Origin of the sequence: Aerolutibacter ruishenii (genome assembly GCF_007830115.1) — a bacterium.
GTDB classification, from domain to species: domain Bacteria; phylum Pseudomonadota; class Gammaproteobacteria; order Xanthomonadales; family Xanthomonadaceae; genus Aerolutibacter; species Aerolutibacter ruishenii.
In genome coordinates, this window is sequence record NZ_VLKP01000001.1 from 460,241 (window position 1) to 479,159 (window position 18,919).

The 18,919-nt window shown below is 67.0% G+C and carries 17 protein-coding genes and 1 pseudogene; 13 read left to right on the top strand and 5 right to left on the bottom strand.

Translation table 11 applies throughout. The features are described 5' to 3' along the window. Positions 1-29: 29 nt before the first annotated feature. Positions 30-863, top strand: coding sequence for a glycosyltransferase (locus IP93_RS02185; protein WP_144811450.1), 834 nt, complete (start codon positions 30-32; stop codon positions 861-863). On the opposite strand, the gene IP93_RS02190 is transcribed toward IP93_RS02185, so the two are convergent. From IP93_RS02190 to def, 4 genes are all read right to left on the bottom strand, one after another. Next, on the bottom strand, positions 840-2,525 hold the full coding sequence (locus tag IP93_RS02190) for an ArnT family glycosyltransferase (protein WP_144811452.1): 1,686 nt from the start codon (positions 2,523-2,525) through the stop codon (positions 840-842). The genes IP93_RS02185 and IP93_RS02190 overlap by 24 nt on opposite strands. Before the next feature lie 139 nt (positions 2,526-2,664). Next, positions 2,665-3,972, bottom strand: coding sequence for a 16S rRNA (cytosine(967)-C(5))-methyltransferase RsmB (gene rsmB / locus IP93_RS02195; RefSeq protein WP_144811453.1), 1,308 nt, complete (start codon positions 3,970-3,972; stop codon positions 2,665-2,667). Next, positions 3,969-4,889: a methionyl-tRNA formyltransferase gene (fmt, locus tag IP93_RS02200; protein WP_144811455.1), complete on the bottom strand. Its 921-nt coding sequence runs from the start codon at positions 4,887-4,889 to the stop codon at positions 3,969-3,971. Before fmt ends, rsmB begins: the two co-directional genes overlap by 4 nt. Positions 4,890-5,064: 175 nt before the next feature. After that, positions 5,065-5,580 carry a peptide deformylase gene (gene def / locus IP93_RS02205; protein WP_144811456.1) on the bottom strand — a complete coding sequence of 172 codons (516 nt, stop codon included), beginning with the start codon at positions 5,578-5,580 and terminating at the stop codon, positions 5,065-5,067. Positions 5,581-5,753: 173 nt separating this feature from the next. Here def and IP93_RS02210 point away from each other — a divergent pair, with 173 nt between their 5' ends. The 8 genes from IP93_RS02210 to IP93_RS16060 all read left to right on the top strand — a co-directional run bounded on the left by IP93_RS02210 (position 5,754) and on the right by IP93_RS16060 (position 14,711). After that, a complete protein-coding gene (locus tag IP93_RS02210; protein WP_144811544.1) occupies positions 5,754-6,902 on the top strand; it encodes a LysM peptidoglycan-binding domain-containing protein in 1,149 nt (382 codons plus the stop codon). A 76-nt stretch (positions 6,903-6,978) separates the two neighbouring features. After that, complete coding sequence (dprA, locus tag IP93_RS02215; protein WP_144811458.1) at positions 6,979-8,148, top strand: DNA-processing protein DprA; 1,170 nt, start codon at positions 6,979-6,981, stop codon at positions 8,146-8,148. 84 nt (positions 8,149-8,232) lie between these two features. Beyond that, the gene (locus tag IP93_RS02220; protein WP_144811460.1) at positions 8,233-8,721 is read left to right on the top strand and encodes a DUF494 family protein; all 489 of its coding nucleotides are present in this window, start codon (positions 8,233-8,235) and stop codon (positions 8,719-8,721) included. A gap of 330 nt (positions 8,722-9,051) precedes the next feature. Next, on the top strand, positions 9,052-11,658 hold the full coding sequence (locus tag IP93_RS02225) for a DNA topoisomerase I (protein WP_144811462.1): 2,607 nt from the start codon (positions 9,052-9,054) through the stop codon (positions 11,656-11,658). Positions 11,659-11,771: 113 nt separating this feature from the next. Continuing rightward, positions 11,772-12,344: an L-threonylcarbamoyladenylate synthase type 1 TsaC gene (gene tsaC, locus IP93_RS02230; protein WP_144811463.1), complete on the top strand. Its 573-nt coding sequence runs from the start codon at positions 11,772-11,774 to the stop codon at positions 12,342-12,344. Positions 12,345-12,393: 49 nt separating this feature from the next. Then, entirely contained in the window at positions 12,394-13,119 is a 726-nt protein-coding gene (locus tag IP93_RS02235) for a DUF4124 domain-containing protein (protein WP_144811465.1), read from the top strand. Between the two features lie 816 nt (positions 13,120-13,935). Further along, positions 13,936-14,220, top strand: coding sequence for a hypothetical protein (locus IP93_RS02240; RefSeq protein WP_144811467.1), 285 nt, complete (start codon positions 13,936-13,938; stop codon positions 14,218-14,220). Between the two features lie 191 nt (positions 14,221-14,411). Next, a complete protein-coding gene (locus IP93_RS16060; protein WP_425480014.1) occupies positions 14,412-14,711 on the top strand; it encodes a DUF7668 domain-containing protein in 300 nt (99 codons plus the stop codon). 704 nt (positions 14,712-15,415) lie between these two features. Here the strand turns inward: IP93_RS16060 and IP93_RS02245 are convergent. Further along, the gene (locus tag IP93_RS02245) at positions 15,416-16,498 is read right to left on the bottom strand and encodes an IS110 family RNA-guided transposase (RefSeq protein ID WP_144811469.1); all 1,083 of its coding nucleotides are present in this window, start codon (positions 16,496-16,498) and stop codon (positions 15,416-15,418) included. 150 nt (positions 16,499-16,648) lie between these two features. On the opposite strand from IP93_RS02245, the gene IP93_RS02250 reads away from it, so the two are divergent. The 4 genes and pseudogenes from IP93_RS02250 to IP93_RS02265 form a co-directional block, all read left to right on the top strand. Then, positions 16,649-17,302, top strand: coding sequence for a hypothetical protein (locus IP93_RS02250; RefSeq protein ID WP_144811470.1), 654 nt, complete (start codon positions 16,649-16,651; stop codon positions 17,300-17,302). Between the two features lie 134 nt (positions 17,303-17,436). After that, complete coding sequence (locus IP93_RS02255; protein ID WP_144811472.1) at positions 17,437-18,162, top strand: DUF8168 domain-containing protein; 726 nt, start codon at positions 17,437-17,439, stop codon at positions 18,160-18,162. A 187-nt stretch (positions 18,163-18,349) separates the two neighbouring features. Continuing rightward, entirely contained in the window at positions 18,350-18,664 is a 315-nt protein-coding gene (locus IP93_RS02260) for a DUF1153 domain-containing protein (protein ID WP_144811474.1), read from the top strand. A 41-nt stretch (positions 18,665-18,705) separates the two neighbouring features. Continuing rightward, positions 18,706-18,919 (top strand): annotated as a pseudogene (locus tag IP93_RS02265) (IS3 family transposase); the annotation flags it as partial.

Consider the following 18,919-nt stretch of genomic DNA (forward strand, 5'->3'; position numbering starts at 1 on the left):
CGCCGGGGCCGCCGCCAGGGAATGCCGCCGTGAAAACCAGCCTCGTCATCACCACCTACAACTGGAAGGAGGCGCTGGCCGCGGTGCTTGCCGGCGTCGCGCGACAGACGCGCCTGCCCGACGAGGTGGTGGTCGCCGACGACGGCTCGCGACCGGACACCGCCGCGATGCTGGCCGACGTCGCCCGCACCTTCCCCGTGCCGCTGCGGCACGCGTGGCAGGAGGATGCCGGCTTCCGCGTGGCGCGCGCGCGCAACCGCGCGATCGCCGCATGCACGGGCGAGTACGCGCTGCTGCTCGATGGCGACATGGTGCCGCACCCGCTATTCGTGGCCGACCACCTCGCGGCCGCCCGCCCGGGCGGCTTCGTGCAGGGGTCCCGCGTGCTGACCGGTCCGGCGTTGCGCGAACGCATGCTGGCGCACCCCGGTTGGCAGCCGCGATGGTGGTCCGCCGGCATACAGCGGCGGCGCAATGCACTGCGCTTGCCCATGCTGTCGAAGGCCTGGCTCGCACTCCACCGCGACGGCCGGCCGCATGCGATCAAGACCTGCAACCAGGGCTGGTGGCGCAAGGACCTGCTGCAGGTCAACGGTTTCGACGAACGGATGGAGGGCTGGGGCCGCGAGGACGTGGAGCTGGCGTGGCGGGCGCACCATGCGGGACTGCATTGCAGGCCGCTGCGCTATGTCGCACTCGCCTACCACCTGCACCACCAGGAACGCCACCAGGACGGGGCCAGCCCCAACGACGGCATCCTCGCCCAGACCCGGGCCACGCACAGCACCCGCTGCCAACGCGGACTCGACCAGCACCTGGCCGCGTTCGCGGCGCGCCCGTTACCGGACCTGCGGCTGGCCTGACGCGCACATCGCGGCGGCCGGCACCAGCCACCATTCGCGCCGGTTGGAGATGCCCAGGTTGATCGCGCGGCTGCGGTCGATGCAGTCATCGAGAGCGGTAGCCTCCACCTGCAGCCAGCGCGTGGCCGGCGCCTGGGCCTGCCAGGCGCGGGCGTCGCGCAACTGCTCGTCGAACGGGCGCAGGAAGCCGAAGGTCTTCGCCGGCCGGTCGGCCATCAGCAGGTTCTGCTCCTTCCAGCCCACCAGCCCCAACTCCGCGTCCGGCCCGATGCGCGCGCCGGTGGCCTGCATCAGGCCACGCGCGGAACTGGCGTCGTTGAGCAGCGGGTAGCCGATGAGGCTGACGCCCACCCACAGTCCCGCCAGCACCCAGACCAGCGCCGCCACGCCGCGTCGTGCACGCAGCCACGCCACCGCCGCCAGCCCGAACGCGCCGATCGCCAGCAGCATCGCGCCCAGCGGATCGGCCCCGTGCGCGACGCCGCGCGCCTCTTCCAGGGTGCGCTCGAAGCCCGGCTCGCCCCACACCACCATCGCGCCGGCGATGGCCAGCAGCGCCGACAGCGCCAGGGCGAGGCCGAAGGCGATCCGCCGCGGCCACGCCTTCGCCAGCACATCGTGCAGGTACGGGCCCATCGCCAGGCACAGCATCGGCAGCGCGGGCATGATGTACACCTCGCGCTTGCCGCTGCTGAGGCTGAAGAACACGATCACCAGCAGCACCCACGCGAGCGGCAGCAGGATGCGCGCATCGCGCGCGCGCAGCGCATCGCGCCACGGCCGCAGCATCCACGGCAGCACGGCCACCGTCGGCAGCCATTGGGTCAGCGCCACCTGGATGAAATACCAGGCCGGCTGGTGGTGGTGCCACGGATCGGCATAGCGCTTGGCGGTCTGCTTGAGTAGGATGTTGTCGGCGTAGGCGCGCAGCGCCGGGTCGTCGCTGGCGTTGACCGCCAGCAGCATCGGCAGCAGCCACAGCGCCAGCGGCAACAGCAACGCCACCGGCCCCAGCCAGAACTTCGCGCTGCGCATCGTGGCGATGCCGCTCCAGCCGCGCCACTGCGCCCACGCCGCGGGCAGCAGCACCAGCAACGCGACCACGCCCACGCCCTTGGTGATCACGCCCAGGCCCGCGGCGAACCAGCCCAGCGACCAGAAACGCCAGTCCGGCCCGCGCAGCAGGTGGCGCAGCAGCGAGTACACCGACAGGGTGATGAAGAAGGTGACCGTCGGGTCGATCTGTGCGCGCTTGGACTGCCAGGTGAACTGCAACGCCAGCAGCAGCGCCCAGGCGGCGTAGTGGCCGGCCTGCGCCGACCACAGTCGGCGGCCAAGGTCGCGCACCAGCCACAACGTGCCCAGCGACGCGAGCAGCGAGGGCAGCAGGAACGCGATCCGCAGGTTGCCGGTGACCGCGTAGAACGCCGCCTGCAGCCACATGAACAACGGCGGCTTGTCCGGGTACAGCTCGTCGCCGCGCATCGGAAACAGCCACTGGCCGCTCTCCACCATCTGCCGCGCCACCAGCGCGAAGCGCGGCTCGTCGGCCGGCCACGGGTCGCGCAGGCCGAGGCCGGCAAACAGGATCACCGTGGCCGTGAGCCAGAACAGCCAGGTGTCGCGGGACTCGTCGTTCTTCAGGGCAAGGGGCGTGCGCATCGGTGGATGATACTGGTGCATGGGCACGGACCCCATGACATCCGGATCCGAGCGGTGCCAAACCCGGTCCAGCTGGCGGAATTCATCACGTTTCCAGCGCACCCGCGGTCACGCGGCGACACGGCGGTCAACCTGCAGGTCAGCCCGCTCTGCGAATCCGCGCGTAGAAGAAACCGTCGCCGCCGTCCTCGCCGGGCAGGCGCTGGTGGCCGGCATAGCGGCCATCGACGGGCACCGGGCGACCGAAGCGCGCGTCCAGCGGGTCCAAGACCGCATCCGGGGTGCGCGCGAGGAATGCGGCGACCTGCTCGGCGTTCTCCGCGTGGAGGATCGAACAGGTCGCGTAGAGCAGCACGCCGCCGGGCGCGATCGTGGTCCACAGTGCGTCGAGCAGCTGCGCCTGCACCGCGGTCAGCGTGGTCAGGTCGGAGGCGCGACGATGCAGCAGCACGTCCGGCTGGCGGCGCACGATGCCGGTGGCCGAGCACGGCGCGTCCAGCAGCACCGCATCCACCGGCTCGCCGTCCCACCATGCCTGCACACTGCTGGCATCGGCGGCGACCAGCCGCGCGCGGTCGGCCAGGCCCACGCGGCGCAGGCTGTCGTGCACGCGCTGCAGGCGCGCGGCATCGATGTCCAGCGCGGTCAGGCGCAGGCCCGGCTCGCGCTCCAGCAGGTGCGCGGCCTTGCCGCCGGGCGCGGCACACGCATCGACCACGCGCGCGCCGGCCGGCAGCACCAATGCATCGGCCACGCGCTGCGCGGAGGCATCCTGGATGGACACCGCGCCTTCGGCGAAACCCGGCAACACCGCGACCGCCACCGGCACGTCCAGGCGCACCGCATCGGGCAGGCCGGGATCGATGGCGTGGGCGATGCCGGCCTCGTCCAGCCGTGCGAGGTAGGCATCGCGCGATTGCACACGGCGGTTGACCCGCAACCACATCGGCGGCGTCACCGCACCTGCGTGGAAGATCGCCTCCGCGTCATCAGGCCAGTCGGCAGCGATGCGCTCGCGCAGCCAGCGCGGCCAGTGCGCCTGCATTTCCGCCACCGGCACGCCCTCGCGTTGCGCGCGGCGCAGCAAGGCGTTGACCAGGCCCGCCTGGTGGCGGCGGCCGATCAGGCGTGCGGCTTCCACCGTTTCCGCCACCGCCGCATGCGCGGGCAGGCCCAGCGGGTCGAGTTGGGCGAAGCCGACGAACAGCAGCGCGCGCAGCGGCTGGTCGCGCTTGCCCAGCGGGCGCGGGATCCACGCGTCGAGCGCGGCCTGGTAACGCGCGGGCTGGCGCAGCACGGCGAAGCAGATGCTCTCGACCAGTGCGCGGTCGCGCGGGTCGGGCAGCGTGGGCAGGTGCGCGCCCAGCTCGGCCTTCAGCGAGCGCCCCTGGTGCAGCACCGCATCGAGGATGCGGGCGGCAAGCGCGCGCGGTGCGGCGCCGCTCATGCGCTCCTCAGGTCCGGGCGCCCGTTGAGGTAATCAGCGGCGGTGATGGCCTTGCCGCCATCACGCTGCAGCACGCGGATGCGCAGCGCGCCTTCGCCGCAGGCCACGTCCAGTCCTTCGCGGCCGGCGCGCAGCAGGGTACCCGGCGCGGTGACGTGTGCTTCGTCCAGGGCCACCGCACCGTGCAGGCGCAGGCGCTCACCGGCGACCACCGCTTCGGCCATGGGCCATGGGTTGAAGGCGCGCACCTGGTTGGCCAGCTCGGTGGCCGGCCGCGACCAGTCCAGCCGCGCCTCGGCCTTGTCCAGCTTGTGCGCGTAGGTGACGCCTTCGGCGGGCTGCGGCCGTGGCACCGGTCGGATGCCGGCGCGCAGCAGGCCCAGGCCATCGGACAGCACGCGCGCGCCGAGTTCGGCCAGCCGGTCGTGCAGTTGTCCTCCGGTGTCGCTGGCGCCGATCTCCAGCGACTGCGACAGCAGCACCGGGCCGGTGTCCAGGCCCTTCTCCATCTGCATCAGGCACACGCCGCTTTCGGTATCGCCGGCCTCGATCGCGCGCTGGATCGGCGCCGCGCCGCGCCAGCGCGGCAGCAGCGAGGCGTGCACGTTCCAGCAGCCATGCGTGGGGATGTCGAGCACCGACTGCGGCAGGATCAGGCCGTAGGCGACCACCACCATCAGGTCGGGCTTGAGCGCGCGCAGCGCCGCCTTGGATTCGCCGCTGCGGAAGTTCTCCGGCTGCAGCACCGGAATGCCGCGCAGCAGCGCTTCGCGCTTGACCGGCGACGGGGTCAACTCGCGGCCGCGGCCGGCGGGCCGGTCGGGCTGGGTGTACACGGCGACCACTTCGCCCCGTTGCGCGGCGGCGCGCAGGCAGGGCACGGCGAAGTCGGGGGTACCGGCGAAGACGATTCTCATGGGTCAGCCAGGGTCCAGTTGGCGGTCGCAGGAGCGTATCCGCGTGAAAACGGGAAAAACGCCGGGTTCATGGCCATCCGCGCACGGGCGTTGCGTGGACCGGAATTCCCAGCGGACAAGGCACCTGGGCCGACGCGCCGCACGGAGCGGCAGCGACCCGTTCATCCGGCAACGATCACGCCGCCTTGTGCCGCTGCGCCTTGGCCAGCTTCTTGCGCACCATCTCGCGCTTGAGCGGCGAGAGGTAATCGACGAACAGCTTGCCATCCAGGTGGTCCATCTCGTGCTGGATGCACACCGCCAGCAGGCCGTCGACCGCCAGCTCGAACGGCTGGCCATCGCGGCCAATGGCCTTGACCGTGATCTGGTTGGCGCGGGTCACGTCGGCGAAGATGCCGGGGACCGACAGGCAACCTTCCTGATAGACCTGGTGGCCATCGGCAGCGGTGATCTCCGGGTTGATGAAGACCAGCGGCCGGTCCTTCTCCTCGGATACGTCTATCACCATGAAGCGCTGGTGCACGTCCACCTGGCTGGCCGCCAGGCCGATGCCCGGCGCTTCGTACATGGTCTCGAACATGTCGTCGAGCAGCCGCTGGAACTCCGCGCCGGTGATCCGGGCAGGGTCCACCGGCACCGCCCGGGTACGCAGGCGCGGGTCGGGGAACTCGAGGATGGGGAGCTGGGCCATGGCGGAAAAATGGGGGCGCTTGTCACAGACGCAAGCTTTATACGGACATTGTAGCGCCGTTGTGAGCCCTGCATGCTTGCAACCGCGTGCACCTTCTGGGCTATAGTGCCGGTGCCCTCATCGGCGCTGCCGCCCGGGGAAAACCTGCAAGGGGAATCAGGTAGATGGCTGCCATGTTTAAACCGATCCGTGCGGTGATGACCGCCGCGTTGCTGACGATCGCCACTTATGGTGTCGCTGCCGAGATGGCGGGGGGCCATCCCGACACGTACGTCGTGAAGCGGGGCGACACCTTGTGGGACATCGCCGGCAAGTTCCTGAAGCGCCCCTGGCTGTGGCCGGAGATCTGGCAGGCCAACCCGCAGATCCGCAACCCGCACCTGATCTACCCGGGCGACGTGATCTCGCTGGCCTACCTCAATCGCGTGGCGGTGCAGGAAGGCCCGCGCCAGGAAGCGCCGATCAACGCCATTCCGCTGGCCGACGTGGAGAAGTTCCTCAAGGACCTGCGCGTGGTCGACGAGTTCGAGCAGTTGCCGTTCGTGGCTGGCCTCGAGGACGACCGCCTGCGCAGCGCCGAAGGCCAGGTGGCTTACGTGCACGGCCTGGCCGACGCCCAGCCGGGCCAGCGCTACCTGGTGGTGCGCCCCACGCAGAAGTACGCCAGCATCGACCCGACCCGCTGCTGCGCCACCGAAGGCCGCCGCGGGACCGACCTGGACTTCAGCGGCCGCGCCAACATCGGCGTGGAGCGCCTGTGGGGCTACCAGATCCCGCACGGCGGCGGCGAGTTCCTCGGCCACGAGCTGATGCGCCAGAACACCGGCACCATCACCCGCGGCGTCGAAGGCCGCGCCGAAGCCTCCACCCTGCTGCTCGACCAGGGCGGCCGCGAGGTGCGCGTGGGCGACCGCCTGCTGCCGATCGAGGCCCAGCCGTACGACCTGCAGTTCATTCCTCACCCGCCGGCGCAGCAGATCGCCTACGGCAAGGCCAAGGTGCTGGCCGTGGCCGACATGCTGACCACCGGTGGTCCGCGTGACGTGGTCGCGCTGTCGGTGGGCACCCGCGACGGCGTCGACAACGGCACCGTGTTCTCGGCCTGGCGTCCGGGCAGCAACGCCCCGAACGTGGTCAAGGGTGGTGCAGAGCACGCCAACAAGGTCATGCGCTCCGGCCAGGGCATCCAGTTGCCCGACGAGTTCGCCAGCCACCTGATGGTGTTCCGCACCTTCGACAAGGTCAGCTACGCGCTGGTCATGGACGCGGTGAAGCCGACCCGCCTGGGCTACGAGCTCAAGCACCCGGACGCGGCCTACTGAAGCACCGGAATCGTCCTACACGGACCCGCGACGGCGCCCTAGGGCGCCGTCGTCGTTTGCGCCCCAGACTGGCGTGATGCACCCCGACGATACCGATGCCCTGCTGCGCCTGGTGGCCGCTGGCGGGCCTTCCGCTCCCCGCCGGCAACTGCTCGCCGCCCATGCGGGGCCGGCGACCGCGCTGGAGGCCGGCCCCCGCGCCTGGCGTGAGGCCGGACTGGGCGACGCACAGCAGGCCGCGCTGCTCGGCCCGCCCCCCCGCTCACTGGCACGCAGCCGCGAGTGGCTGCAGGAGCGCGAGCACCACCTGCTGGGCTGGCATGACCCCGACTACCCGGCGCTGCTGCGCCGCTCGCCCAGCCCGCCGCTGGCGCTGTTCGTGGCCGGCAATCCGGCGCTGCTGTGGCACCCCGCGGTGGCGGTGGTGGGCAGCCGCTCGCCAACCCCGGGCGGGCGCGACAACGCCACCGATTTCGCCCACGCGCTGGCGGCCTCCGGATGGGCGGTGGCCAGCGGACTGGCGGCCGGCATCGACGCGGCCGCGCACGAGGCCGCCTTGGCCGCCGGCGGCCTGACCCTGGCCGTGACCGGCACCGGCCCGGACGTGCCTTATCCGCGCAGCCATGCCGGCCTGCACGCGCGCATCGCCGCGCACGGCGCGGTGGTCAGCGAGCATCCGCCCGGGACCGGGCCGCAGCGCCAGCACTTCCCCAGCCGCAACCGCATCCTGGCCGGGCTGAGCCTGGGCACGCTGGTGGTGGAGGCCGCCGAGCGCTCCGGGGCGCTGATCACCGCACGCCAGGCCAGCGAGGCGGGCCGCGAGGTGTTCGCCATCCCGGGCTCGATCCACAACCCGCTCGCCCGGGGCTGCCATCGACTGATCCGGGAGGGGGCCGGACTGGTGGAGAACGCCGACGAGGTGGTCGCCGCACTGGCCCCGGTGGCCACGGAGCTGGCCGACGAGTTGCGCGCCCGGCTGGCCGCCCCCATCTCCGCTGGCCACCCCGCTGTCACATCCGGCGGTCAGGCTCGGGCCGGGGACTCAACCCCTGTTCAGCACGGAGGCCCCGCCGACGACCCTGACTACCAGAACTTGTGGCAGGCGCTCGGCCATGACCCAACCGGTATGGATCAGCTGGTCGAGCGGACCGGATTGACGGCCGCCCAACTGTCCTCCATGCTGCTCCTCATGGAGCTTGAGGGCCGGGTGTCGTCGAAACACGGCCGGTACTACCGCAACCGCTGACACCGTGCTTTTCCGCAGGGATCCGTCCGGTGGCAGTCCGCAACTCCAGCCCACCGCGCCGGTCCCGGCGCAGGCCGAGGGGAAATGAAAGAGAGCATCCTGGACGTCCTGCTGTACCTGTTCGAGCACTACTTCACCGACGATGCGGACCTGGTCCGCGACCGTGATTCGCTCCAGAGCGGTCCGCTGTTCGATGAGCTGGGGCAGGCCGGCTTCAGTCCCGCCGAGATCAACAAGGCCTTCGAATGGCTCGATGCCCTGGCGCAGCAGCGTCCGGCGCCGGAGCCGCGTCGCGCCGACGGTCCCACGCGCGTGTTCCACGGCCCGGAGCTGGACAAGCTGGACGTGGAGTGCCGCGGCTTCCTGCTGTTTCTTGAACAGCACGGCGTGCTGGATGCCGGCCAGCGCGAGCTGGTGCTGGACCGCGCCATGGCGCTGGACCAGGACGAACTGGACCTGGATGACCTGAAGTGGGTGGTGCTGATGGTGCTGTTCAACCAGCCCGGCAGCGAGGCCGCCTACGCCTGGATGGAAACCCAGATCTTCGCCGACGAACCCGAACTGGTGCATTGAACCGGCCGGGGTGACCCCATCGCCGGTTCGATCGGCAGGAGATCCTCGAGTCCCGGGTCAACCACCCACCCCTGGGCGGGTTGTCCGCCGTCACACCGGGATCACGTAACAGTCGCTGAGATCGCGGGCACCGCTGCCAAAGCCCGTGACCGCTGCCGCCAACCCGACACCGGTGGCTTGACAGCCGGCCACGGCGCGTGATTCCACTATATATAAGGAAACACCCCACGCCCGCGGCCAGACCCCGCGGGCGTCGCTACTTCAGCGGTTGCCACGGACAGGCCGGCGGCGACCCCCCATGCGGGCTCCCCCGGCCCGCGGAGACGTTCCATGGCCAAGAACCTCCTGATCGTCGAGTCGCCTGCCAAGGCCAAGACGATCAACAAGTACCTCGGCAAGGACTTCACCGTCCTTGCCTCCTATGGCCACGTCCGCGACCTGATCCCCAAGGAAGGCGCGGTCGATCCGGACCAGGACTTCGCGATGACCTACGAGGTCATCGAAAAGAATGAAAAACACGTCGATGCGATCGCCAAGGCGGCCAAATCCGCCGACCACCTGTTCCTGGCGACCGACCCGGACCGCGAGGGCGAAGCGATCAGCTGGCACATCGCGGAGATCCTGAAGGAACGCGGCCTGCTGAAGGACAAGTCGCTGCAGCGCGTGGTGTTCACCGAGATCACCCCGCGCGCGATCAAGGAGGCGATGCAGCAGCCGCGCGACATCGCTGGCAACCTGGTGGACGCGCAGCAGGCGCGCCGCGCGCTCGATTACCTGGTCGGCTTCAACCTGTCGCCGGTGCTGTGGCGCAAGATCAAGGCGGGGCTGTCCGCCGGCCGCGTGCAATCGCCCGCGCTGCGCATGATCGTGGAGCGCGAAGAGGAGATCGAAGCGTTCAAGGCGCGCGAGTACTGGACCATCGAGGCCGAGTGCGCGCACCCCAAGCAGGCGTTCACCGCCAAGCTCACCAAACTGGACGGCAAGAAGTTTGCCGCCGACACCGGCAAGCTGGACTTCACCCTGACCGACGGCGACAGCGCCGAGGCCGCGCGCCAGCGCATCGCCAAGGCCGCCGGCGGCGCGCTGCAGGTCACCGACGTGACCAGCAAGGAGCGCAAGCGCCGCCCCGCCGCGCCGTTCACCACTTCCACCCTGCAACAGGAGGCCGCGCGCAAGCTCGGCTTCACCACGCGCCGCACCATGCAGGTGGCGCAGAAACTGTACGAAGGCGTGGCGCTGGGCGACGAAGGCACCGTCGGCCTGATCAGCTACATGCGTACCGACTCGGTCAACCTGTCGGCGGAAGCCATTGCCGACATCCGCGACGTCATCGCGCGCGACTACGGCACCCGCGCGCTGCCCGACCAGCCCAACGTGTACAAGACCAAGTCGGCCAACGCGCAGGAAGCGCACGAGGCCGTACGCCCGACCTCCGCGCTGCGCACGCCAGCGCAGGTGGCGCGCTACCTCAGCGACGAGGAGCGCAAGCTGTACGAACTGATCTGGAAACGCGCCGTGGCCTGCCAGATGGTGCCGGCCACGCTCAACACCGTGTCGGTCGATCTGGCCGCGGGCAGCGAGCACAGCTTCCGCGTGTCGGGCACGACCGTGGTCGACCCGGGCTTCCTGGCGGTGTACGAGGAAGGCAAGGACAGCAAGGCGGCCGAGGACGACGACGAGGGCCGCAAACTGCCGGCGATGAAGCCCGGCGACCGTATCCCGCTGGAACGCGTGCACGCCGACCAGCACTTCACCCAGCCACCGCCGCGCTACACCGAAGCGTCGCTGGTGAAGGCGCTGGAAGAGTTCGGCATCGGCCGGCCTTCGACCTACGCGTCGATCATCCAGACGCTGCAGGGCAAGCAGTACGTGCTGCTGGAAAGCCGCGCGTTCCGCCCGACCGACGTCGGCCGCGCGGTGTCGAAGTTCCTCAGCGCGCACTTCACCAACTACGTGGACTACGACTTCACCGCGCGACTGGAGGACGAGCTGGACTCGGTCTCGCGCGGCGAAGAAGACTGGGTCGCGCTGATGGAGAAGTTCTGGACCCCGTTCAAGGGCCTGGTGGAAGAGAAGAAGACCACGCTGGACAAGGCCGACGCCGGCAGCGTGCGCGTGCTGGGCGCCGATCCCGCGAGTGGCCGCCCGGTCAGCGCGCGCATCGGCAAGTACGGCCCGCTGGTGCAGATCGGCACTGTCGAGGACGAGGAGAAGCCGCGTTTCGCATCGCTGAAGCCCGGGCAGAGCATCTACACGCTGGCGCTGGACGAGGCGCTGGAACTGTTCAAGATGCCGCGCAAGCTGGGCGAAAGCGCCGGACAGGAAGTCAGCGTGGGCATCGGCCGCTTCGGCCCGTTCGCCAAGCGCGGCACGACCTATGCCTCGCTGGCCAAGGAAGACGACCCGTACTCCATCGGCCTGGAACGCGCGGTGTTCCTGATCGAGGAGAAGGAAGAGATCGCGCGCAACCGCATCATCAAGGAGTTCCCGGGCAGCGACATCCAGGTGCTCAATGGGCGCTTCGGCCCGTACCTGAGCGATGGCCGGCTCAACGGCAAGATCCCGAAGGACCGCGACCCGGCTTCGCTGACGCTGGATGAAGTGACCCAGCTGATGGCCGAGACCGGCAAGCCGGGGCGCGGGCGTTTTGGCAAGAAGATGGCCGCGAAGAAGGCGCCGACCAGGAAGGCGGCCAAGACAACCACCGAAGGTGCTGCCGCGCCGGCCAAGAAGACTGCGAAAAAGGCGGTGAAGAAGGCCATGGGCAAAGTCGCCAGCAAGGCGGTGAAGAAGTCCGCGGCGAAGACCTCCGCGAAGCCCCCCGCCAAGGCCCCGGCCAAGGCGGCCAAGGCGGCCAAGGCGAGCACCGCTGCAAAGAAGGCGGCGAAGAAGTCGACACGCAAGGCCGTCGCGACCGACGACGACGCGCCGTTCTAGGAAACGGGCATCGCGTTGGCGCGTCGGCGCGAAAACGCCCGGCGGGCGATGCATGCCTTCCTGCGACCGCGCACCGTGCCGGCCGCCAACACAACGTCCCCGGAGTGCCCCCGATGGTGAGCAGCGATCACAGCGACACCGTGCCGGCCACCGTGGACGCGTTGCGTCGCGGTGGCGTGGCGGCCTACCCGACCGAGGCGGTGTGGGGCCTGGGCTGCGACCCGTTCAACGAGGCGGCGGTGATGCGGCTGCTGACCATCAAGCAGCGACCGGTCGACAAGGGTCTGATCCTGATTGCCGCCGACCCCGCCCAACTGGCGGTGCTGGTGGACTGGGCCGCACTGCCCGAGGACCGCCGCATTGCGGTACTGGCCAGTTGGCCCGGCCCCAACACCTGGACCGTACCGGTGACCCCCGTCGTACCCGCATGGATCCGCGGCGCGCACGCCAGCGTGGCCGTGCGCGTCAGCGACCACCCGACCGTCGTCGCCTTGTGCCACGGCTTCGGCGGGCCGCTGGTGTCCACCAGCGCCAACCTGACCGGCCGCCCCCCCGCCTTCCATCGTGATGCGCTCGATCCCGCCCTGCTGGCGCTGCTGGATGCGGTGTGCGAAGGCGAAACCGGCGGCCTGGCGTCGCCAACCGCGATCCGCGACGCGCGTACCGGGGCTGTACTGCGCGGCTGATGCCCCCCAGCGGCTACCGGCCGGCCCGTCATGGGCGCAAGATGGGCCCATGCGCCCGGCCCTGCTGCTGACCCTGATGCTGCTGACCCAGCCCTTGGTGACGCCCGCGCATGCGGGCGAGATCACCGTGTATCGCTGCACCGATGCCAATGGGCGCGTCAGCCTGCGTGATACCCCCTGCCCGGGTGGCCAACAGCAGACCACGCGCGAGATGCTGCGGCCGAAAGACCCGCCACCGCGGGCCGCCACCGCGCCCGCCGCCACGACCACACCCGCCGCCGCGCCCCCCCCTCAGCCACCGCGCGTAGTGGTGGTGCGCAACCCGGAACCGGTGTACGAATGCATCACCCCCGATGGGGAGCGCTATACCTCACCCAACGCGGATGGCAACCCACGCTGGGTGCCGCTGTGGACGCTGGGGTACCCCACGTATCCCATTGATCCCGGTCACCGGGGCGGCGTGCACGGCCGCGTCGATATGGGCGGAGGCTCGGTACGCGGCCGCGTGGAGTTCGGCGGCCATGCACCACCGCGCCCACCGCTCGTGCGGCCCACCCCGCCCCCGTCCGACACGGTCGCCGCCTTTCCTACCGGCACTTGGATCCGCGATGCCTGCACGCGGCTGCCCCAGGCCGAAGTCTGCGCCCGCCTGCGCGACCGCCGGCATGCACTGGACCGTCGATACAACAGCGCCCTGCAGAGCGAGCGGCACCGCATCACCGACGAGCAACGGCTGATCGATGCGCAGTTGGACGAAGATTGCGACGGGGGTTGAGGGCCGCCGGTCGCCCGCCGCGCCGTATCGATGCGTTATTGGGATAGCTAGAAGATAACGTCGAGTGGGTTGGTGGGATCAGGATGGCATCTACGGGCAACAAGCTTCAACGAGAACCACGCCACATCGCCCTGATATCCGTGCGTTTTTCGGGTGATAAACGTTATTCCGGCACATTTGAGTGATAACGCGGCGCTCCGTAGCGTCCCGGGATGGGAGTGGCTCGGCCTAACCCGCTGCTTTCATGGGGAAACTCTCGCGTTGACAGTGCGAGGCCGCGCTCTGACCATGCGGTGATATCGTCCCGATATGGGATCTAATTAGTGTTAGGCCCCACGATGAGCGTTCTTCTGCTACTTGCCTTTTCCGCCAGTCCCGCCGTTGATCTCCCTCAGGAAGTCAGCTCCTTTGTGGCTGACCGCGAATCGTGCGAGCACTTTCGCCAAGAGCCAACCGAGGGAGAATCGCCAGAGCAGAAAGCTCGCCGGACCTTTGTTCTCGAGAGCCTAGAGATCTACTGCGCCGGCACAGATCGAAGGCTTGCCGTGCTCAAAAGGCGCTACGCTGACAACCCCAAGGTCATGTCGGCTCTGAGTAAGTATGAGCCGGCTATTGAGGGTCCGCAGTGTGGGCCCTAACAGATCGTTCAAGTCGAAGCTCAATCGCTTCGCGCTTGAGCTCGACTTAACTCCAGGTGTTAGCTGCACAGGGGGAAATATGCCGTACTTGAGGTTGTTCGTTGCTTTTGCCGTAGTAGCCGCATGGTGTAGCACTGGGTTCGCTGCCCCGGGCGCAACAACCAAGCTCGTGTGCCCAATGAAAGACCATAATGGCCAGAGTTCCTTCACGGCCGAAATCACGCTCGATGAGGCTAACGGACGCGTTTCAATGGGAGCATTGAAGCTTCCGGCGGTGTTCTCTTCCGCGGAGGTCACTTGGAACATCGACACGCCAAGCGGCCCACCGGGTGGTTTTGAACAGCGCTTGAATCGCTACTCTGGCGAGTTCGTGGTTTCTTTCGTAAATCCAACCACGGGGCATCGTCTCGTGCCGCATTCCGGGGTGTGCCAGCCTGCGGCGGAGTCTAAGCGCCGCTTCTAGCTGGCTGTGCAGCTAACAATTCGTCCAAGCCGACGCTGCTTCGCAGCGCGGCTTAACTCAGGTGTTAGGTGCCGCTTGGAGTCTGTCGCAACGTGAATGATGTAACGCCCAGCGAACCCGTTCCTGCCGTCAAGGATGAGTCGCCCGAGCGGGCAATCCCTACCGCATGGAGACCAGCGTTCCGAGCCATAGTGGCTGCGTTTCTCGCGGGCGACTTCGCGCTAAAGGCTGGAGTGACTGGTGTAGAGCCCATTCCGGAGGAAATCGCGGCTCACATCCGCAGCTATATCGCGGACTATGGCGCTACGCTTACCGCTCTTCCAGAAGACACTTGGGCCTCGTCGGTCTGCATCTGGTACGGCGATCACTGGAAAGCACTTGTAGACCTCTGGACGGCCGAAGAAGGTCGGAGTGACTTGGTGCTGCACGCAGACGTGACAGAGGCAGGCCCCGGCTTCAGCATTCGGGTTAGTTTGGTCTATGTGCCATAGCTCGGCGGCACCTAACAATTCGTCCAAGCCGACGCCACTTCGTGGCGCGGCTTAACTCAGGTGTTAGGCGGCTATGCGAGCACTATCAGTTCTGTTGATTCTTCTAGGACTAGTCAGCTCGCTAGTGCTTTCCACGTACCTTGGACGGCTCTACGAACGAACGCGACCAACCCTCCCAGACCAAGACACTGGGCTCATCCATGAGATTCATCCGGTACGTGGAGGAAAGACCGTCTATGTCTCGCAAACCGAGTACTGGTTACAGTTTGGCTCGTGGTGGGGTGGCATCCTTATCAGCGTCGCAGGCGGGGCACTTTTGGGGCGTGCAATGCGGAAGCCAGGAGGCGCAGCCTAACAATTCCCTAGGGAGCTTCCCGTCAACCCCGGCAAAGCAACGCTATCGCCTTTAGCTTGAAGGCCCTTGCTGGTCACGTGTTGTACTGCGCTTGCGGTGTTGCCCGTCAGTGCGTTGGCGGCATCAGTGCCAGACTGCGTTTCCCTAGCCGGTCTTGTTGGACGCCAGCTGCTCGCCCGGACCTCTGTATAAACCGCACCCGAAGGCCTCGCTCATTGACCGGTCTCACCCATGGGCGGGGATCAGCCGCGGCATGTGGACGGTGCCAACTTGTTAGTCAGGCTCTCTTCGGGTCGGTCTGACCTGTTGCCCTACCTTTCGCTCTGGCGGTGGAACGGGGTTACGTGGCTCAGTTGCGCGGTCGCTTGCTCCGCGGCCGCTGCACCATCAGGTGCTTGAGCCAGGCGTTCGGGTCGTACTCCTCGCCACGTGCCAGCATTGCCCACAGCTGGCGCGCGTGTTTGTTGGCAATGGCCACCACCACCTTGCCGAACGGCAGGCGGGCGGACAGGTCGCGAATCCAAAGCTGCTCGGACGTCGCACGCTCGGGCGAAACGGCCTTGGCCCGCTGCAGACTGCTGCGCGCCCCCTGGATCAGCAGGGTGCGCAGGTAGCGATCGCCATTGCACGTGATGGGCCCAAGAATGGTCTTGCCGCCCGTGGACGACTGCTTCGGCACCAGCCCGAGCCACGCGGCCATCTGCCGGCCGTTCTTGAACTCGCGGGCATCGCCCACCATCGCCACCACGGCGTCGGCGGTCAGCGGTCCGATGCCCACCAGCTGCTGCACGCGGACGCAGCGCGCATCGGTGCGTGCCTGCGCCAGGATTTGCCGGTCACACTCGGCCAGGCATTCGCGCAGCTGCTGCCAATGGGCTGCATGCTGGTCCAGCAACGGCACCAGCATCGGCGGCAAGGCCGAACGAATCGCAGGGTCCACCAGGGCGCGCTTCAAGGCCGGATCGTTCCGCGCCACCGCAATGCCAAACTCGGCCAATAGACCGCGCAACCGGTTGCTGGTGGCCAGGCACTCGGTCTTGTAGCCCTCGCGAACCCGGTGCCACGCCAACCGCGCCTGCTGCGCCTCGTCCTTGACCGGCACGAAGCGCATGTTGCCCTGCCGCGCAGCCGTGGCGATCGCCTCAGCGTCGTTGCGGTCGTTCTTGGTGGCCCGGCTCTTGCGGAACGGCGCCACGAACTGCGCCGCCATCAAACGCGGTTGCAGCCCGTAGGCCTTGCAGCGCCGGGCCCAGTGGTGCGCACTGCTGCACGCTTCCATGGCCACCACGGTCCCTGCCGGAACCTGCGGAAGCCATTGCATGAAGGCGTCACGGCGTAATTCCTTGTGGCTGCGGACCTGGCCGTTGGCCGTCACCTCGCAGGTCGAAAACACCGTTTTTGCCAAGTCGACGCCGATGGTTATAGTGCTCATGGGAGACTTCCCCTCCAGATATGCCGATGGTGAAAACCATCATGGCCCTCGAGGCCGAGCGGTTGTCCGCAAGGGGCGGGAAGTCTCCTTTTTACTCATTCAAGTCGAAGCTGCTTCGCAGCTCGACTTAATTCCGGTGTTAGGCGTCACATGCAGAGTATCGGCACTCACATTATTCACTGGCCGCATCGCGCACTTGCTTGGCTCATGCGTGCCCGGCTTCCTATGTTCACAGCGCTTGTAGTGATGCTAGCGCTCGCCGCATCGCTGTTTTACTGGCAAACGGAGCCTAGCGTCAGGATTTCCGGTCTGCTGTTGCAAGTTCTTGGCATAGCTGCCGCTGCTATCGGCATCCGCGACACTCGGAGAATGTTTGGGAAACCTAGTTTTTTGGAGCAAGTGCGCGCTTGGCTTAAGACAATGCCTGGGCTTAAGCCACGCACTGTTTCGGCTTCGGGCTCAGCCACTTTATCCATGTCTGCTTCGGCTAAGGCTCACGTATGGCGCGGCGCGGGCGCAGATCCTACCCTTGAGTCTCGCCTTTCGGCTGCCGAGGCGAACTTGGATGAGTTGTACAAGCGCGCCAATGCCGCCGAGTCAGCTTTTGACGCGCACGTTCGGGCCTCAGAGCAACAACTTCGCGAAGAAGTGGGTGCTCGGAAAGAAGCTGACCGTCAGTTGCATCTCAAGATCGAGGCGGCATCAACGGATGGCCTTCACTTGGCAGCGGTCGGTGTCGTTTGGCTCGCCTGCGGCGTAGTTATGAGTACAGTGCCAAATGAGCTGTTGAGTTTAGTCAGGTGACGGGTGAATTCACACACCAAGTGCAACGCCTTTAGAATTCTGTTTTCATGGCCTCTTGCCTAACAGATCGTTCAAGTCGAAGCTCAATCGCTTCGCGCTTGAGCTCGACTTAACTCCAGGTGTTAGACCCTCACATGACAGACCAGTACCTTTTCCAGGGAGTGGTGCTTCCCGAGCGCGCCCAAATCTCTATCGATTTTGCGTTGAACTTCTCGCACCTAGCGTCGGAAGCTGACGGCACGGCACACATAAGCATCATTCTGAATCAGGTCGCAGTCACGGTAGAGAGCAGCCATGAATGGGACATCTTTGACCTTAGAAACGTCGTTGCGAGCATGGTGCGTGGCCAGTTGGATGCAGTCGGGTACCTAATGGGGTACGCCTACGAGCTCGAGATTAGTCGCGTGATCAATCGAGGGCGGTCTATTGACTACGTGTTTGGAATAGATGTGCCCTGTATCTCTGCGCGCGCAAAACCCGCAGACTTGGCAACGTCTCTAAGCGATCTTCGCGGAAAACTTCAGGGTCGCAATGGCATATACGTCAGCCGCTGCCTTACAGATCTGATCTCTGCCATGAAGAACGCGGATGACACCGGCTTCTATTGCTATCGAGCGCTTGAATCGCTGCGCCATCATTGCGCTGCAGTCTATGGCCTTTCCGGCAAGAGCAAGGCTAATCAGTGGGCGAAGTTCCGTGAAGTTGCTTCTGCCGAGCGGTCCGCAATCGACCGAATTAAGGCTGCGGCTGACCCACTACGGCACGGTGATGTGGCAAGCATGTCGAGCCAGTCGCGGGGCGAGCTACTGACCACGACATGGGATGTCGTCGACTGCTACCTCGGTGGGGTGCAGATGTGAGGTCTAACAGTTCGTCCAAGTCGACGCCGCTTCGCGGCGCGGCTTAACTCAGCAACTGTCTTGTGATCTCGTCTTTCAGGCCATGATGCGGCCTTCAGTGCGCAGCTCTTCGCGACGCCTGGCATTGACGATTCTGTAATGACCCAGTGATTTCCTGCTCAGGTGTAACCTTGAAGAGGAAACACTGATGAGCGTAGTGATGGAAGAAGAGATCAAGCGATGGACAGCCCGGCGGAAGTCCGCGTTGGTGCTGGAGATCATCCAGGGCAAGACGACCGTTTCGGAGGCCAGCCGGCAGTTTGACCTGCCGCCCTCGGAGATCGAGAGCTGGGTCGATGACGGCAAGCGCGGTATGGAGAACGCCCTACGGGCCAAGCCCGAGGATGTCCGCGAGCAGTACGAGCGCCAGCTCAAGGACCTGCAGGAAGCCTATGGCGAGGCGATGCTGGAGTTGCGCGCGCGAAAAAAATTGGCGTCCCTGTTGGGCAAGGACGAGAGCTGATCGCGTCCGTCCGGCAGGGACTGAAGCAGGATGGGTTCGAGGTGTCTGTCAGCCAGCTGTGTCGCTGGTTCGAACTGCCCCGGCGGACCGTGTACTACAAGCCGACCAAGGCCGCACCGAAGGTGAAGTCGGAACTGGCCGAGCCGATCAAGGCGCTGATCGAAGAAGAGCCGTCGTTCGGTTATCGGACGGTGGCGGGCCTGTTGGATATGAACAAGAACACCGTGCAGCGCGTGTTCCAGTTGATGGGCTGGC

Coding starts and splice junctions, on each gene's coding strand:
- IP93_RS02220 (WP_144811460.1), top strand. CDS start 8,233: ATGAAAGAGAGCATCCTGGACGTCCTGCTGTACCTGTTCGAGCACTAC.
- fmt (WP_144811455.1), bottom strand. CDS start 4,889: ATGAGAATCGTCTTCGCCGGTACCCCCGACTTCGCCGTGCCCTGCCTG.
- def (WP_144811456.1), bottom strand. CDS start 5,580: ATGGCCCAGCTCCCCATCCTCGAGTTCCCCGACCCGCGCCTGCGTACC.
- IP93_RS02190 (WP_144811452.1), bottom strand. CDS start 2,525: ATGCGCACGCCCCTTGCCCTGAAGAACGACGAGTCCCGCGACACCTGG.
- IP93_RS02260 (WP_144811474.1), top strand. CDS start 18,350: ATGAGCGTAGTGATGGAAGAAGAGATCAAGCGATGGACAGCCCGGCGG.
- IP93_RS02245 (WP_144811469.1), bottom strand. CDS start 16,498: ATGAGCACTATAACCATCGGCGTCGACTTGGCAAAAACGGTGTTTTCG.
- IP93_RS02250 (WP_144811470.1), top strand. CDS start 16,649: ATGCAGAGTATCGGCACTCACATTATTCACTGGCCGCATCGCGCACTT.
- IP93_RS02240 (WP_144811467.1), top strand. CDS start 13,936: ATGAAAGACCATAATGGCCAGAGTTCCTTCACGGCCGAAATCACGCTC.
- IP93_RS02235 (WP_144811465.1), top strand. CDS start 12,394: ATGCGCCCGGCCCTGCTGCTGACCCTGATGCTGCTGACCCAGCCCTTG.
- rsmB (WP_144811453.1), bottom strand. CDS start 3,972: ATGAGCGGCGCCGCACCGCGCGCGCTTGCCGCCCGCATCCTCGATGCG.
- IP93_RS02210 (WP_144811544.1), top strand. CDS start 5,754: ATGTTTAAACCGATCCGTGCGGTGATGACCGCCGCGTTGCTGACGATC.
- tsaC (WP_144811463.1), top strand. CDS start 11,772: ATGGTGAGCAGCGATCACAGCGACACCGTGCCGGCCACCGTGGACGCG.
- IP93_RS02225 (WP_144811462.1), top strand. CDS start 9,052: ATGGCCAAGAACCTCCTGATCGTCGAGTCGCCTGCCAAGGCCAAGACG.
- dprA (WP_144811458.1), top strand. CDS start 6,979: ATGCACCCCGACGATACCGATGCCCTGCTGCGCCTGGTGGCCGCTGGC.
- IP93_RS02255 (WP_144811472.1), top strand. CDS start 17,437: ATGACAGACCAGTACCTTTTCCAGGGAGTGGTGCTTCCCGAGCGCGCC.